This window comes from Novosphingobium sp., from assembly GCF_049240505.1.
GTDB lineage: Bacteria > Pseudomonadota > Alphaproteobacteria > Sphingomonadales > Sphingomonadaceae > Novosphingobium.
In genome coordinates this window covers 1-14,526 of sequence record NZ_JBMLSM010000111.1, presented here as the reverse complement: position 1 = coordinate 14,526, position 14,526 = coordinate 1, and the positions used below count along the sequence as shown (strand labels likewise).

The window sequence follows — 14,526 nt, the reverse complement described above, 5'->3', positions numbered from 1 at the left end:
ATCGCGGAAGCCATACTTCGCGTCATAGGCATAGTCGGCATGGCCTGGGCGATAGGCCTTGGCGACATCGCCATAGTCCTTTGACCGCTGGTCCACATTCTCGATCATCAGGCTGATCGGCGTGCCGGTCGTGCGCTGTATGCCATCTTGGCCTTCGAACACGCCTGAAAGGATGCGGACCTGATCCGGCTCCTGCCGCTGCGTGGTAAAGCGCGATTGGCCGGGGCGGCGCGCATCAAGGAAAGGCTGAATATCCGCCTCGTTGATCGCAAGGCCGGGAGGGCAGCCATCAACCACCGCGCCAAGCGCCGGCCCGTGGCTTTCGCCCCAGGTGGTGAAACGGAAAAGGTGACCGAAGCTGTTCAGGCTCATGAGGCGCGCTTTGTAGGAATGCAGCGAAAAAGTCCACCTTTGCGCGTTGGCTTCACCGCGCTATCGCAGCCACATGTACCTCGTTGTCTTCCGCAACCGCAAACGCGTCGATATCGACGCTGCCGCATACGCCCGCGATGCCGATGCGATGGCGCAACTGGCGGCGGAACAACCCGGCTATCTCGGCTTCAAATCCTATTCGGCAGACGATGGCGAAGTGATCGCCCTGTCCGAATGGGCCGACGAGGCCGCCGCCCTCGCGTGGCGCAAAGTGGCCGAACATGCTGAAATCCAAGGCAAAGGCCGCGCCGAATATTACGAAAGCTACACCCTGTTCGCGGGAACGCCAACACGGGTGCATCACTTCAATCGGGACGAGACATGAGCATCACGGTTTACGGCATTCCCAATTGCGACACGGTGAAGAAGGCGCGCAACTGGCTGGATTCACACGGAATTGCCTACACGTTTCACGATTACAAGAAACAGGGCGCTGATCCGGCGCGCATCGCGGAATGGATTGCGGCGGCCGGCTTGGACAAAGTGGTCAACAAGGCGGGGACGACGTACCGCAAGCTGGACGATGCGCAGAAGGACGCGCTGACAGGAGCGAGCGCGCCCGAAGTGCTTTCGGAGCATTCGTCCGTCATCAAGCGCCCCATCGTCGAGCATCCCGGCGGGCTGCTGGTGGGCTTCAAGCTGAGCGAGTGGGAAGGCGCATTGGCGTGATGCTGCGGCGGTTTGGCGTCGTCTTGGTGCTGCTAGGTGCATCTAGGTGCACTTCAGAAACACGCGCCACACCCTTGCTGCCGTGAACCCGATTGAACTTGCCGCAAGCCTGCTGGGGCTGGCCAACATCGCGCTATTGGTGCGGCGATCGGTGTGGAATTTCCCGTTTGCGCTGGGGTCGGTCACCTGCACCGCGATCGTGCTCTATGAGGCGCGCCTTTATGCCGAGACAGGGCTGCAGGCGTTCTTCTTTGGCGCGAACCTGTGGGGATGGTGGCTGTGGAAACAGGCCAAGGATGCCGATGAGAGCACCGTGCCGGTGGGCTGGTTGACGCGCCCGGAACGAGCAATCTGGGCTGCGGTAACGGCGGCGCTGAGCGTCTCGCTTGGCTGGTTGTTGCACCGCTTTACCGACGCCGCGCTGCCCTTTGCGGATTCCGCCGTGGCGGGGGCCAGCATTGCGGCGCAGATCCTGCTTTCGCTACGGCGGGTCGAGAACTGGATTTTGTGGGTCGCGATCGATGTCGTGGCCGTCGGCCTTTATCTTTCGCGCGGACTGCCGCTGCTTGCGGCGCTTTATGCGGTGTTTCTCGTCATGTCGGCGCTGGGCCTGAAGCAGTGGATCAAGGCGGCGCGCGCATGTTGACGGTCTGCTTCCACGGAGCGGAGAGCACCGGAAAATCGGTGATGGGGGAACGGCTGCACGAACGCTTCGGATGGCCCTGCGTCCCCGAATACGGACGCACCTATTGCGAAGAGCACGGCACCGATCTGTCGATGGATGACCTGCTGGCCATCGCCGCCGGACATGCTGCTGCCACCGAAGCGGCAGCGCAGGCGCGGCCTGAAGTTCTGCTGCTGGACACCGATCCGCTGATGACAGCGGCCTGGGCGCAGATGCTGTTTGGCGAGGTGCCGGACAGGTTGCTCGCCTATCCCAAGGCGGATTTCTACCTGCTGTTCCAACCCGATGTGCCGTGGGTGGCGGATGGCACGCGCTTCTTTGGGGAAAGCGCAGAACGCGCGCGGTTTGCGGCACTCTCGGAAGCCATTCTGACACGCGCAGGCGTTAGATGGGAGCGCGTGGGTGGCTCCTGGACCGAGCGTGAGGCCAGGATTGTTTCTGCCGTCAAAGACGCGATTTCATCAGAGCGCTGATCGCCCACGAAAAAGGGGAGCGGATTGCTCCGCTCCCCTTTTCGTTCTGCAAGCCTTGCAGCGAGAGACTTACTGGCCAGCCTTCTGGAAGGTGGCGAAGTTCTCGTTACCGACGAAGCCGAACTTCGTGACCTTCGAATCCGTGATGATCTTCATCATCTGGTTCGCGATCTCGTAGCTGGCGTATTCCTCGGGCTGGAACTGAAGTTCCGGCTCGGGGGTCATCGCCTTGGTGGCCTGCAGCAGCGAAACCAGCTGGCCGGTCGTGGTGGGCACGCCGTTCCAGAGGATCTGACCCGCATTGGTCAGCACCAGCTTGTTCTTGATCGGATCCACCTGCTGGTTAGGCGTGGGCGGAGACGGCTGCGGAAGGTCGATGTTCACCGCGTGGGTGGCCACGGGGATGGTGATGATGAACATGATGAGGAGAACGAGCATGACGTCGATCAACGGCGTCGTGTTCATTTCCATCATCGGCTGGCCATCATCTTTGCCGGCGCTCATTGCCATCGTAGGTACTCCTGTTCGCTCTCTGGCGCGGTCGGAAGCGGCTTAGCCGTTCGGATCGACCGGGGTCGAGATGAAGCCGACCTTCGGATAACCGGCCGACTGGACGTTGTAGATGGCACCCGCGATGCACTTCCACGGCACGTTCACGTCGCCACGGATATGCACTTCGGGGATCTTTTCCGGGTCGATGTTTTCGGCACCACCTTCGCGCTTCACGATGCTGTCAAGGCGATCGAAAGCTTTCTGGTACAGTTCCTGATTGTCGACCGGGGCCGTATTGTTGAAATATACGCGGCACTGGCCATTGCGCGTGGAGCCTTCATAACCAGGCTCCTTCGGGCTGCGACCTGCCGCGTCGGTAGCGACCACCGTCAGCATCAGGTTTTCGACCTTGTCCTGCGATTCTTCGCTGGGAAGGACGGGCACCTTGAGCTTTTCGACGGTCTGGATCGCGACCGGCACCGCGATGAGGAAGATGATCAGCAGCACCAGCATCACGTCCACGAGCGGCGTGGTGTTGATGTCGGACATCGGGCGTTCTTGACCGCCCCCGCCGCCTACAGACATTGCCATGAGTTACATCCTGTCCGTTCTGAGCCGCGGAAGGTGCCGGAGGTTCCCCGAGGGGACGGACTCCGGCAGAAGTCCCGCGTTTCCGGAAAGGGGCCGACGGTCAGCCGCCGACCCGATTTCATGCTTACTTCTTGACCGGAGCGGCCGGGGTTGCCGGAGCCGCCGGGGTGGCGGGCTTCACAGCGCCCTTCGAGTTGATGTTCGCGAGAACGTCAGTCGAGAAGCCCGACAGCAGTTCTGCGATCTTCTTGTTGCGAGCCTGGAGCCAGTTGTAGGCAAGAACGGCAGGCACAGCCACGAGCAGACCGAGCGCGGTCATGATCAGAGCTTCACCGACCGGGCCTGCGACCTTGTCGATCGAAGCCGAACCGGCAAGACCGATGTTGATCAGAGCGCGGTAGATGCCGACCACGGTACCGAACAGACCGATGAACGGCGAGGTTGCGCCCACGGTTGCGAGGAAGGGCAGACCGCCAGCGAGCTTCGAGTTCACAGCAGCTTCCGAACGGGCGAGCGAACCGTGCAGCCAATCGTGCGCTTCAAGAGCGTCGGTCATCTTGGCGTGCTGTTCTTCAGCAGCGATGCCGTCGTCGACGAGCTGGCGCCATGCCGAGTTCTTGTCGAGCTTTGCAGCGCCTTCCTTCAGCGAAGGAGCCTTCCAGAAGGTGGTGCGGATGGTCTTGTACTGGCCGAGGATCTTGTTCTGTTCGAAGAACTTGGTGAACAGGATGAAGAACGACCCGAACGACATGATGCCCAGGATCACGACGGTAGCATAGGCGATGAAACCGCCCTGCTCGAGAGCTTCGGCGAAACCGAACTTGTTCTGCGGCGCAGCGCCGGCGGCGGCAGCGGCCAGAGTGTAGATGGACATTGCGAGTCTTCCTCTTCAAATCAAATCAAAGTGCGTGAAAGCCGTTCAAACGAGCCTTCGTGCCATTCGGTGAGACGATTGCCGTCGTATCAATCCTTCGGGATAACCCAGCGGATCGAGTTGGAGTACGAACCGGTGGCCGGGTTCCCTTCACCATCGGTCGCAGGCGTGAAGCGTGCGCGACGACGGATGTTGGAACAGGCGGCTTCGTCCAGATCAGGGCTGCCCGACGAGCGGGTAACCTGACAGTCCGTAACCTTGCCATCGGTGCCGACAGTGACACGGAAACCCGTGGTGCCTTCACGCTCTTCGCGAAGCGCACGCGAGGGGTAATCGTTCGACGTCGCCCAGTTGCCGGGGTTGCCCTTTGGTACGGCAGCCTTCGGCGTGAAACGCGGGGGCGGCGGAGCTGCGGGCGGCGCGGGAAGAGCAACCGGTGCCGGCGGGGCCGGAATCGGGGGCGCTTCATTAACCGTCTGCACCTGCGGCGCTGGCGCGTTAAAGCTGATCGGCGGCGGAGGCGCGACGATCGGCGGGGGCGGCGTATTCTCCTTCGGAGGAGGAGGCGGCGGCGGTTCTTCCGGCGGCTTCTCTTCCTCGATGTTGACCGCCGAGGTCACCTCTTTGACCTTCTTGATCGCCTCGTACGCGAGCCCTGTGACAAGCGCGTAGCCGACGGCGACATGAAGAATCGCAACGATGATGAGCGCGGTGATCTTGTTACCGCTCATCTGTTGGTCAGCGTATGCCATTCAGCTCCAATACTCCTGATCGCCCACCCGGGCCTGGAGCACGCGCAATACGGCCCTGACCAAGGTGGTGCCGACGCACAGGATCACCGTCCTGCCCGCAGGCCAATCCAGCAAATTTCAATCCACCCTGCCGGCAACCCGGTCCGCCGACATCAAACCAGGGGGTTTGGCGGCGGCAAGCGTCGGGCTGCTTGTTTTTGGATTGCCCGAACGGGCGCATCTTTAACGGCGAAGGCATAGCCGCGCAAATGCTTTATCGGTTAACCAACGATTCAGGGTTGCACTGGCTGAAATTGGCGAGAAACAAAGGGGCGGCTGCAAGGGTTCGCGCCGCCGGAGATACGATAATGCCTAGGTTTGCTGTCCGTCCGATCATGGTCGCCGCTATCACCGTTGCGGCATGGTCTGGATTCGTTCCAGCCGCTGCACAACCCACGCAGGCCCTGATTCGCGGCGATGCAAGCGGTGACATCACCGTTGCAAACGCTGCATTGACCTATGCCGATCTCGCAAGCCTGGCTGACGCATCCGAAGTGGTGCTGCGCGCGCAGATCAGGAAGGTCAGCCGCCTGAAGCCGGAACAGGCGCCGGGCCTTCCCGCCGGCACGGCGCGCGTTCTGATAGAAGCGAAGACGCAAACCGTTCTGAGCGGCCCGGCGATGGGCGAAACGGTGCGCTATCTTGCAGATGTGCCGCTGGATGCCAAAGGCAAGCTGCCGAAGCTGAAAAAGCAGATCATGCTTGTGTTCGCGCGAACCGTGGCGGGACGCCCCGGCGAATTGCGCCTTGTGGATGGCGCTGCGCAGATCGCATGGTCCGGTGCTGACGAGATGCGGACGCGGGGTATACTGACCGAACTGCTTTCGCCCGAAGCTCCACCCCGCATAAAGGGCGTGCGCGAGGTGCTTTACGTTCCGGGCAATCTTGTGGGCGAAGGCGAAACGCAGGTCTTCTTGCAAACGCAGAACAATGCGCCCGTATCGCTTACGGTGGTGCGCCGCCCCGGAATGGCCAAGGCGTGGGGCGTGAGCCTTTCCGAAATCGTCGATCAGGCGGCCCGTACGCCCGAACGTGATACGCTGACATGGTATCGCCTTGCCTGCTTCCTGCCGCGCTCCATGCCAGCAGGGGCCAGCCTTTCGGGCAGCGCCGATCAGGTGCGGGCTGCTGCGGCAGACTATGCCTATGTGGTGGAGCAACTGGGCGAATGCACGCGAACCCGTCCCGCCGTGGTGGATTGATTGCTGCATCTTGTCGCAAGCCAATAGCGCTGTTGCCCCGCAGCCCTGCGTCCCCTAAGGCCCGCCGCGCAGATTCTGCAGGTTTCCAGCGAACGGGAATAACATGAGCGAACCTTTGCGCATCGCGCTGGCCGGTCTTGGTACGGTCGGCGGCGGGGTAATCCGGCTGATCGAGGCCAACGCCGACCTTATTGCACGGCGCGCAGGCCGACCGATCGTGATTACCACTGTGAGCGCACGCAACCGCCAGAAGGATCGCGGCTTCGACGTTTCACGCTACGCCTGGGAAGACGATATGGTCATCCTGGGCGAGCGACCGGATGTTGACGTGGTGGTGGAACTGGTCGGCGGAGCCGATGGTCCGGCGTTGGCATTGGCCCGCACCACGTTCGAAGCTGGCAAGGCGCTGGTCACCGCGAACAAGGCGATGATTGCGCATCACGGCGTGGAGCTTGCAACCAAGGCCGAAGCAGCCAAGGTGGCGCTGAAGTTCGAAGCTGCGGTTGCGGGCGGCATTCCGGTGATCAAGGGCCTGAAAGAAGGCGTGGCCGCGAACGAGATTGCGCGCGTCTATGGCATCCTGAACGGCACCTGCAATTATATCCTCTCGACGATGGAAGACACGGGCCGCGACTTTGCCGACGTGCTGGCTGAGGCGCAGGCCAAGGGTTATGCCGAAGCCGATCCCACGTTCGACATCGATGGCATCGACGCGGCGCACAAGTTGTCGATCCTGTCGTCGATCGCATTCGGCACGGCGGTGGATTTCAAACCGGTGGCCGCCACGGGCATTCGCCGCGTTCTGGCCGCTGACATCGCGCAGGCTGACGCGCTGGGCTATTACATCCGCCTGATCGGCATGGCCGAAACCGAGATTGACGCCGGGGGCAATATCCGCCTGTTCCAGCGGGTACACCCGCACCTTGTCCATCGCGATCATCCCTTGGCGCATGTTGACGGAGCGACCAACGCGGTGGTGGCCGAAGGTAACTTCGTGGGTCGCCTGCTGTTTCAGGGCGCTGGTGCGGGCGATGGGCCTACGGCAAGCGCTGTGGTTGCCGACCTAATCGACATTGCGCGCGGCGATATCGGCGCGCCGTTCTCAATCCCCGTGGCCGAACTGCAGAAGGCGGCACCGGCGGACGTGGGGCACCGCACCGGCAAGGCCTATATCCGGTTCAACGTGGCCGATCGCCCCGGCGTTCTGGCGGAAATCACTGCCGCGATGCGCGATGCGGGGGTTTCGATCGAAAGCCTGATCCAGAAGGGCAATTCGGACAATGCGCAGGTCATGGTGGCGATGGTCACGCACGAAGGCCCGGAAAGCGCCATTGCCGAAGCGCTGCGCCTGCTTGATGGATCACCCGCGCTGGCCGAACCGCCGCTGGTGATGCACATTCTGGGCGAATGACGATATCCCGGCGCCTCAGCGTGCCGGGATCTCACCCTTGGCAATACGATCCGCGTCCGATCCCGGCGGCGGAGCGGGCAGCGCCTTGATATCGAAATAGTACATCGGCGGCGGCACGCCACCCACGCCGATGCAGCCCCGGCTGCAATCGCGCAGGCCCGAAACATTGGGCGCGCGCGGCACGCCCGTATCGGTCGATTTCGCGCCATCTGTCTCGTCCCGCAGCGGCACGCGCTCGCGGTCGCTCGCCTCCTTGCCACCACAGACCACGATCGTCCCGTCGGATCGCTGCATCGGGCGGCAGCGCTGCGTCTGCGAGGTCGAAAGCAGATTGCGCGCCAGTTCAGCGTCGGACGGCGGCGCGCCGGGCGCAGCCGGTCCCTGCACGGCACCGGGATTGGGGGCACTCGTTTGCGCAAACGCTACCTCAGCCCCAAAAAGAAGCGCAAGGCTGGCCAGAACTGCTACTGTCCGTCTCGACAAGACCCTTCCCTCGCGTCTAGTGCCGGGTCACACCAATGTCATCTGTGTCACGCAATGCCAATCGCGTGATCGCCTGATGTTTGTGCATACGTTTGCACAGTCATTGCGTCCCGTCGAGCCGGTCGTGCCGGTGCGATGCTGCACAGTGGCTGAACCGATCAAGACTTGTTGCCTTTATTCGCCACAACCTGACCAAGCTGGAGCACCCGTGACCGACCAGACCACCACCCCCGCCGCTTCCCAGGTCCTCGCCTCGCAGGTTCTGGACCGCGTTCTCGTGCTCGAAATGGTCCGCGTGACCGAAGCGGCTGCCATCGGTGCATCGCGACTGATCGGCAGGGGCGACGAAAAGGCTGCCGATGCCGCCGCCGTCGAAGCCATGCGCGCCGCCTTCAACGAGCTGTGGATGGATGGCACCGTCGTGATCGGGGAAGGTGAGCGTGACGAAGCCCCTATGCTCTATATCGGTGAGAAGGTCGGCGCTGCGCCCGGCACCGGGCCGAAGATCGATATCGCGCTCGATCCGCTGGAAGGCACCACGATCACCGCGAAGGCCGGGCCGAACGCACTGGCCGTGCTGGCCGTGGCTGAAGAAGGTGGCCTGCTCAACGCGCCAGACGTTTATATGGACAAGCTGGCCGTCGGCCCCGGCTATCCCGAAGGCATCATCGATCTCGACAAGTCGCCCAGCGAGAACGTCAAGGCCGTTGCTGCGGCCAAGGGTGTGGAGCCGGGTGACATTATCGTCTGCGTGCTGGACCGTCCGCGCCATTCGGATCTGATCGCGGAACTGCGCAGCATCGGCTGCGGCATCAGCCTGATTCCCGATGGCGATGTGGCGGGCGTGATCGCGGTGACCGACGAAGACACCGGCATCGACATGTACATGGGCACCGGCGGCGCGCCCGAAGGCGTGCTGGCCGCAGCAGCCCTGCGCTGCGTTGGTGGGCAGTTCAAGGGCCGCCTGCTGTTCCGTAACGAGGACGAGAAGGCCCGCGCCCGCAAGTGGGGCATCGAAGACCTCAACAAGCAGTACGACCTTAAGGAACTGGCCAAGGGTGACTGCATCTTCGCCGCGACCGGCGTCACCGATGGTTCGCTGCTTTCGGGTGTGAAGATCCACAAGAACGGTGTGATGACTACCGAAAGCGTGGTGATGCGCGCTTCGTCCGGCACCGTGCGCTGGGTGAAGGGCGAGCACCGCAAGGGCCGCTGACCTTAATACCAGCATTAGGCCGTAAACTCATAAATGGCACCATCGAGGCGTCAGAATGGCGAACATATCGGGCCGAAAGGCACGCGGCAGGGGCTGGCTGCCCCTGCAAGGGCGTTTCGGTTCGAGATGGAAGCCATTCTGACGTCCCTTCGGGATTTGACCAAAACGGCCATCTGCCGCGTCAGTCGGGCTTAAAATATCGACATATTCCCGCGCCCTCCTTCCTTGCACATGGCCGTTTTGCCTCAAACCTCGATGGTGCCATTTATGAGTTTACGGCCTAGAGAGAAGCCCGGCAGCCATACGGCAGCCGGGCTTTTTCATGTCAGGTTCCGTAGCGCGCTATCGCAGGGATCTGCCGCACAATCTCGGTCGCCGATTGCCGTCTCAGATTGGTGGGATTGCTGACTTTTCCGGGGCGTTTGTCCACATCGCGCGTGCGGAAGCGCGATACGAGTTCGGTAAGCGCCTGAGCCTCGCTCGACAGGCTGCGGGTCGCGGCGGAGGATTCCTCCACCATCGCGGCATTGGCCTGCGTCATCTGATCCATTGCGGCAACAGCGACGTTGACCTGTTCGAGACTTGCCGCCTGACTGAACGCCGCTTGGGCAATGCCTGCAACCAGCCCGTCCACCGCAGCGATCTGATCGACGATGCCCGTCAGGCGTTCACCCGTCGCCCCCACCAGACGGACGCCCTCTTCGACTTGTGCGGTGCTGTTTTCGATCAGCGATTTGATATTCTGCGCCGCCTCGGCAGAGCGTTGCGCCAAGGCACGGACCTCTGTGGCGACCACCGCAAATCCTTTGCCCGATTCGCCCGCACGCGCGGCCTCGACACCGGCATTGAGCGCCAGCAGATTGGTCTGGAAGGCGATGCCATCGATCACCGTGATGATCTGGCTGATCTGCTGCGCGGATGCTTCGATCTGGGCCATCGCCGCAACCGCCTGCTGCACGACCTGCCCACCGGCGTTGGCCTGCCCATGCGCGGCAGCAATGGCATCCTGCACGCCCTGCGCACCGGTGGCCGTTTCACGCACACTGCCGGTCACGGTGTTCATGGCGCCTGCCGTCTGCGCCAGACTGGACGCCTGCTGTTCATTGCGCATCGCCAGATCATCGGCCGCAATGCTGATTTCGGAGATCGAGCCAAGCACGCTGGCCGCACCTACGCGGACGGTGCGCATAGCGGAAGCCAGCGAATCGACAGCCGTGTTGTAGTTGTTGCGCAGTTCCTCATAGCCGTGGGGGAAGGCCTGCTCGATGCGGTATTCGAGATTCTGGTGCGCCATGCAGTCAAGGCCCGCAGACAGCGCAGCCACCACCGCCTGCTGCTCATCCTGCGCTTTTTGACGTGCCATGCCGTTCTCTTTGAACACGGCTATCGCGCGCGCCATCATTCCGATTTCGTCCTGCCTTTCGCTGCCCGGCGCAGATACCGCGTATTCGCCGTCGGCCATCTTCTCCATAACCGTCGCGGTCTCTACCAATGGCTGGACCACCGAATTGCGGATCATGCGTGCCGCGCCGTGGACCATCGCAAGAATGAGCAGGGCAAGCAGCGCAAAAAGCGCAAGCAGGCAGGCCACGAGTATCGACGCAAAGCTCATCAAACTTTCGCGATACTTGCCGGATGACGCAACGAGATGCGTCACGGCATCATGCTGTTTACGATAGGCGGGCGTCAGTTCGGCAGCATGAACGCGCTGCATCGTTGGAACGTCACCTGCTTTCATCGCAGGGAGGAAGCTACGATCCACAGCGCTCCAGAAAGCATCGGCCGTTCCAATCGTCGAGGCCACTTCCGCGCGCAGTTCATCTGGGACCGCCGCTGTAGCCCAATAGGCTCTGCGCTGCTCGAACAAGGCGCGTTCATCAGCCAGCGCCTTGGCAGCCTCAATCGCGTGGGCAGGATCAGCGATTGCCCAGGTGGTATGAAGATATGGCTCCACCACGAATGCGGGCGGCGGCAGGATATCGGCCAGCAGTTCGTCCTGCAGCAGGTTCTGGCGATGCAGCGGGCCGCCAAAGCGGATGTACCCGATCGTCACCGCGACCAGCGCGATGGAGACAATGATAAGGCCTACAACCAGTCTTGCACCAGACGCTGTGCGATCCCTGATCATGTTAGGGCATCCTCGAAAATGATTGAGGCGCTACCATTCGCGAACAAGGTAAATTTCAAAAATGCCGGGAAGGGTTTGGAAAACCTAGCGTGTGATAAACATTCGATAAATCCTTCGAAACGGACAGATCGAACGAAAAGGCCCCGCCGGATCGCTCCGACGGGGCCTTTTCGTTGCCATAGGGAAGCGAGGATCAGGCCTCGTCTTCACCCTTGATCAGGTAATCACCCGCATCAGCATCGCTGCCGTGGGTTTCACCCTCGACCACTGCCAGCGGATCGTCACCGATGGCTGCTTCCGGTCCCTGCGCCAGTTCAGCCGCATGTTCTTCAGCTGCTGTCGCAGGCGCGATCAGCGATTCCTGAAGCTTGCGATACGAAGCGCGCAGCGCCGCATCGCGCGACGAGGCAGCGACACGCAGACGGTTCATGCCCGCGCCGGTACCGGCGGGGATGAGACGGCCCACGATCACGTTTTCCTTCAGACCGATCAGGCTGTCGCGCTTTCCTTCGACCGCCGCCTGCGTCAGCACGCGGGTGGTTTCCTGGAACGACGCCGCAGAGATGAACGAGCGCGTCTGCAGCGAGGCCTTGGTGATGCCCAGAAGCACCGGCTTGCCTTCGGCGGGCACCTGGCCCTCTTCAAGCTTGCCGTTGGTTTCCAGCATCTCTTCCAGATCCACCTGTTCGCCCGGAAGCAGGGTGGTGTCGCCACCGTTGGTGATCTCGACCTTCTGCAGCATCTGGCGAACGATCACCTCGATGTGCTTGTCGTTGATCTTCACGCCCTGCAAGCGATAGACTTCCTGGATTTCCGCGACGAGGTATTCGGCCAGAGCCTCGACGCCCATCACTTCCAGAATGTCGTGCGGATCAGGCGAGCCCGAGATCAGGTTGTCGCCCTTCTTGACGTAGTCGCCTTCCTGCACGTCGATCACGCGGCTCTTCGGCACCAGATACTCGACCGGTTCACCCTCTTCCGGGATGATCGCGATCTTACGCTTGGCCTTGTAGTCACGCACGAATTCGATGCGCCCTGCGATCTTGGCGATGATCGAATTGTCCTTCGGCTTGCGGGCTTCGAACAGTTCGGCAACGCGCGGCAGACCGCCAGTGATGTCGCGGGTCTTGGCGGCTTCGCGCGAAGCACGGGCAAGAATGTCACCCGCTTCCACCTTCTGGCCGTCCTCGACCGAAAGCGTCGTGCCCGGCGCCATCAGATAGCGCGCGGCTTCACCCGAATCGTCGTCCAGCAGGGTCAGGCGAGGACGCAGGTCCTCCTTCTTGCCCCGGCCAGCAGCGCGGTTTTCGGTGACAACGCGGCTCGACATGCCGGTGGCTTCGTCGGTCTGCTCGGTCAGGGTCTTGCCGTCGACAAGATCCTGATAGCGCACGATACCCGGCTTTTCGGTGATCACTGGCGTAGTGAACGGGTCCCATTCGGCCAGGCGATCGCCCTGCGAGATGATCGCACCGTTTTCGTGCAGCAGGTGCGTACCGTAAGGCACGCGGTGGATCGCGCGCTCACGGCCCTCGGTATCGACCACAACGATTTCACCGTTGCGAGCCAGCGACAGACGACGGCCCCGCTTGTCGGTGATCGTCGGAATGTCGCGATAGACCACGGTGCCATCGCTGATCGCTTCGAGATGCGACTGCTCGTTCACCTGTGCCGCACCACCGATGTGGAAGGTACGCATGGTAAGCTGCGTGCCCGGCTCACCGATCGACTGCGCGGCGATAACGCCGACAGCTTCACCGATGTTGACCGGCGTACCGCGCGCAAGATCGCGACCATAGCACTTACCGCAAACGCCCTGCGTGGCCTCGCAGACCAGTGGCGAACGGATGCGCGCCGACTGGAAACCGGCGGCTTCGATCCGGGCAATAGCCGGTTCGTCGAGCAGGTCGCCCTTCGATGCGATCACTTCGCCGCTGCGGGCTTCGATCATGTCTTCGGCCAGCGTGCGGCCAAGGATGCGTTCGCCCAGCGATGCGATGGTAGCACCGCCCTGCACGATCGAGCGCATTTCCAGCGCGCGTTCGGTGCCGCAGTCTTCCTCGATCACAACGCAGTCCTGCGACACGTCGACCAGACGACGGGTCAGGTAACCCGAGTTCGCAGTCTTGAGCGCGGTGTCCGCGAGGCCCTTACGAGCGCCGTGGGTCGAGTTGAAGTATTCAAGAACGGTCAGACCTTCCTTGAAATTCGAGATGATCGGCGTTTCGATGATCTCGCCCGAAGGCTTGGCCATAAGACCGCGCATACCCGCCAGCTGCTTCATCTGCGCCGGGGAGCCACGAGCGCCCGAGTGCGACATCATGTAGATCGCGTTGATCGGCTTCTGACGGCCGGTCGCTTCATCAACCGGCGAAGATTTCAGCTCTTCCATCATGGCGTTCGCCACCTGATCACCGCAGCGGCTCCAGGCGTCGATCACCTTGTTGTACTTTTCCTGCTGGGTGATCAGACCGTCCTGGTACTGCTGCTCGTAACCGGCCACCAGTTCCTTGGTCTCGTCCACCAGCTTCACCTTGGCGTCGGGGATGATCATGTCATCCTTGCCGAAGCTGATGCCGGCCTTGAACGCGTGACGGAAGCCCAGCGCCATGATGGCGTCGGCGAACAGCACGGTGTCCTTCTGGCCGGTGTGACGGTACACTTGGTCGATCACGTCGCCGATTTCACGCTTGGTGAGCAGGCGGTTGATGATGTCGAAGGGAACCTTGTGGTTCTTCGGCAGACACTCGCCGATCAGCATGCGGCCCGGCGTGGTGACAAAGCGCTTCATCTCCACCTTGCCGCTTTCGTCGGCCTGCGGGACGCGGGCGATGATGCGGGTGTGGAGCGTGACCGCCTTGGTTTCCAGCGCCTGATGCACTTCGGCCATGTCCGAAAAGCGCGGCAGCTTCTCGATCTTGGTGCCGTCGGCTTCCTCGATGTATTCGGGGTGCTTCTCCTGCCGCTCCATCGAGAGGTAGTAGATCCCCAGAACCATGTCCTGCGAAGGCACGATGATCGGCTTGCCGTTGGCGGGCGAGAGGATGTTGTTGGTCGACATCATCAGCACGCGCGCTTC

General features: G+C 62.1%; 15 protein-coding genes. 7 read left to right on the top strand and 8 right to left on the bottom strand.

Annotated features, from left to right (window positions below):
• Window positions 1-372, bottom strand: a 372-nt coding sequence (locus ACOVQ0_RS09550; RefSeq protein ID WP_421883471.1) for a chorismate synthase, incomplete at its 3' end; no start/stop codon positions are given.
• Between the two features lie 73 nt (window positions 373-445).
• On the opposite strand from ACOVQ0_RS09550, the gene ACOVQ0_RS09545 reads away from it, so the two are divergent.
• The 4 genes from ACOVQ0_RS09545 to ACOVQ0_RS09530 are packed head-to-tail and all read left to right on the top strand — an operon-like array spanning window position 446 to window position 2,259.
• Window positions 446-757, top strand: coding sequence for an antibiotic biosynthesis monooxygenase family protein (locus ACOVQ0_RS09545; RefSeq protein WP_421883468.1), 312 nt, complete (start codon window positions 446-448; stop codon window positions 755-757).
• On the top strand, window positions 754-1,101 hold the full coding sequence (locus tag ACOVQ0_RS09540) for an arsenate reductase (RefSeq protein ID WP_421883465.1): 348 nt from the start codon (window positions 754-756) through the stop codon (window positions 1,099-1,101). Before ACOVQ0_RS09545 ends, ACOVQ0_RS09540 begins: the two co-directional genes overlap by 4 nt.
• A gap of 46 nt (window positions 1,102-1,147) precedes the next feature.
• Window positions 1,148-1,747, top strand: coding sequence for a nicotinamide riboside transporter PnuC (gene pnuC / locus ACOVQ0_RS09535; RefSeq protein ID WP_421883462.1), 600 nt, complete (start codon window positions 1,148-1,150; stop codon window positions 1,745-1,747).
• The gene (locus tag ACOVQ0_RS09530; RefSeq protein ID WP_421883458.1) at window positions 1,741-2,259 is read left to right on the top strand and encodes an AAA family ATPase; all 519 of its coding nucleotides are present in this window, start codon (window positions 1,741-1,743) and stop codon (window positions 2,257-2,259) included. The genes pnuC and ACOVQ0_RS09530 overlap by 7 nt, the downstream gene beginning before the upstream one ends.
• A gap of 69 nt (window positions 2,260-2,328) precedes the next feature.
• Here ACOVQ0_RS09530 and ACOVQ0_RS09525 read toward each other — a convergent pair whose 3' ends face one another.
• From ACOVQ0_RS09525 to ACOVQ0_RS09510, 4 genes are all read right to left on the bottom strand, one after another.
• Complete coding sequence (locus ACOVQ0_RS09525) at window positions 2,329-2,769, bottom strand: ExbD/TolR family protein (RefSeq protein ID WP_421883454.1); 441 nt, start codon at window positions 2,767-2,769, stop codon at window positions 2,329-2,331.
• A gap of 42 nt (window positions 2,770-2,811) precedes the next feature.
• Complete coding sequence (locus tag ACOVQ0_RS09520) at window positions 2,812-3,342, bottom strand: ExbD/TolR family protein (RefSeq protein ID WP_421883452.1); 531 nt, start codon at window positions 3,340-3,342, stop codon at window positions 2,812-2,814.
• A 124-nt stretch (window positions 3,343-3,466) separates the two neighbouring features.
• Entirely contained in the window at window positions 3,467-4,216 is a 750-nt protein-coding gene (locus ACOVQ0_RS09515; protein WP_421883448.1) for a MotA/TolQ/ExbB proton channel family protein, read from the bottom strand.
• Window positions 4,217-4,305: 89 nt separating this feature from the next.
• Window positions 4,306-4,968 (bottom strand): energy transducer TonB, encoded by a 663-nt coding sequence (locus ACOVQ0_RS09510; protein WP_168851007.1) that lies wholly within the window; start codon window positions 4,966-4,968, stop codon window positions 4,306-4,308.
• 347 nt (window positions 4,969-5,315) lie between these two features.
• Between ACOVQ0_RS09510 and ACOVQ0_RS09505 the strand changes: the two genes are divergently transcribed.
• Both ACOVQ0_RS09505 and ACOVQ0_RS09500 read left to right on the top strand, forming a co-directional pair.
• Window positions 5,316-6,209: a hypothetical protein gene (locus ACOVQ0_RS09505; protein WP_421883446.1), complete on the top strand. Its 894-nt coding sequence runs from the start codon at window positions 5,316-5,318 to the stop codon at window positions 6,207-6,209.
• Window positions 6,210-6,312: 103 nt separating this feature from the next.
• Window positions 6,313-7,620 (top strand): homoserine dehydrogenase, encoded by a 1,308-nt coding sequence (locus ACOVQ0_RS09500; RefSeq protein ID WP_421883444.1) that lies wholly within the window; start codon window positions 6,313-6,315, stop codon window positions 7,618-7,620.
• 15 nt (window positions 7,621-7,635) lie between these two features.
• On the opposite strand, the gene ACOVQ0_RS09495 is transcribed toward ACOVQ0_RS09500, so the two are convergent.
• Window positions 7,636-8,007 (bottom strand): hypothetical protein, encoded by a 372-nt coding sequence (locus ACOVQ0_RS09495; protein ID WP_421883442.1) that lies wholly within the window; start codon window positions 8,005-8,007, stop codon window positions 7,636-7,638.
• 304 nt (window positions 8,008-8,311) lie between these two features.
• Here ACOVQ0_RS09495 and glpX point away from each other — a divergent pair, with 304 nt between their 5' ends.
• A complete protein-coding gene (glpX, locus tag ACOVQ0_RS09490; RefSeq protein WP_421883440.1) occupies window positions 8,312-9,319 on the top strand; it encodes a class II fructose-bisphosphatase in 1,008 nt (335 codons plus the stop codon).
• A gap of 325 nt (window positions 9,320-9,644) precedes the next feature.
• Here the strand turns inward: glpX and ACOVQ0_RS09485 are convergent, their stop codons facing one another.
• The gene (locus tag ACOVQ0_RS09485) at window positions 9,645-11,447 is read right to left on the bottom strand and encodes a methyl-accepting chemotaxis protein (RefSeq protein ID WP_421883438.1); all 1,803 of its coding nucleotides are present in this window, start codon (window positions 11,445-11,447) and stop codon (window positions 9,645-9,647) included.
• Between the two features lie 193 nt (window positions 11,448-11,640).
• On the bottom strand, window positions 11,641-14,526 hold a 2,886-nt coding region (locus tag ACOVQ0_RS09480), incomplete at its 5' end, for a DNA-directed RNA polymerase subunit beta' (protein ID WP_421883435.1).

What these genes read in the sequence shown, in the direction of transcription:
- ACOVQ0_RS09505 (WP_421883446.1), top strand. Translation starts at nt 5,316, where the DNA reads ATGCCTAGGTTTGCTGTCCGTCCGATCATGGTCGCCGCTATCACCGTT.
- ACOVQ0_RS09540 (WP_421883465.1), top strand. Translation starts at nt 754, where the DNA reads ATGAGCATCACGGTTTACGGCATTCCCAATTGCGACACGGTGAAGAAG.
- ACOVQ0_RS09485 (WP_421883438.1), bottom strand. Translation starts at nt 11,447, where the DNA reads ATGATCAGGGATCGCACAGCGTCTGGTGCAAGACTGGTTGTAGGCCTT.
- ACOVQ0_RS09500 (WP_421883444.1), top strand. Translation starts at nt 6,313, where the DNA reads ATGAGCGAACCTTTGCGCATCGCGCTGGCCGGTCTTGGTACGGTCGGC.
- ACOVQ0_RS09510 (WP_168851007.1), bottom strand. Translation starts at nt 4,968, where the DNA reads ATGGCATACGCTGACCAACAGATGAGCGGTAACAAGATCACCGCGCTC.
- ACOVQ0_RS09545 (WP_421883468.1), top strand. Translation starts at nt 446, where the DNA reads ATGTACCTCGTTGTCTTCCGCAACCGCAAACGCGTCGATATCGACGCT.
- ACOVQ0_RS09530 (WP_421883458.1), top strand. Translation starts at nt 1,741, where the DNA reads ATGTTGACGGTCTGCTTCCACGGAGCGGAGAGCACCGGAAAATCGGTG.
- ACOVQ0_RS09515 (WP_421883448.1), bottom strand. Translation starts at nt 4,216, where the DNA reads ATGTCCATCTACACTCTGGCCGCTGCCGCCGCCGGCGCTGCGCCGCAG.
- ACOVQ0_RS09520 (WP_421883452.1), bottom strand. Translation starts at nt 3,342, where the DNA reads ATGGCAATGTCTGTAGGCGGCGGGGGCGGTCAAGAACGCCCGATGTCC.
- ACOVQ0_RS09525 (WP_421883454.1), bottom strand. Translation starts at nt 2,769, where the DNA reads ATGGCAATGAGCGCCGGCAAAGATGATGGCCAGCCGATGATGGAAATG.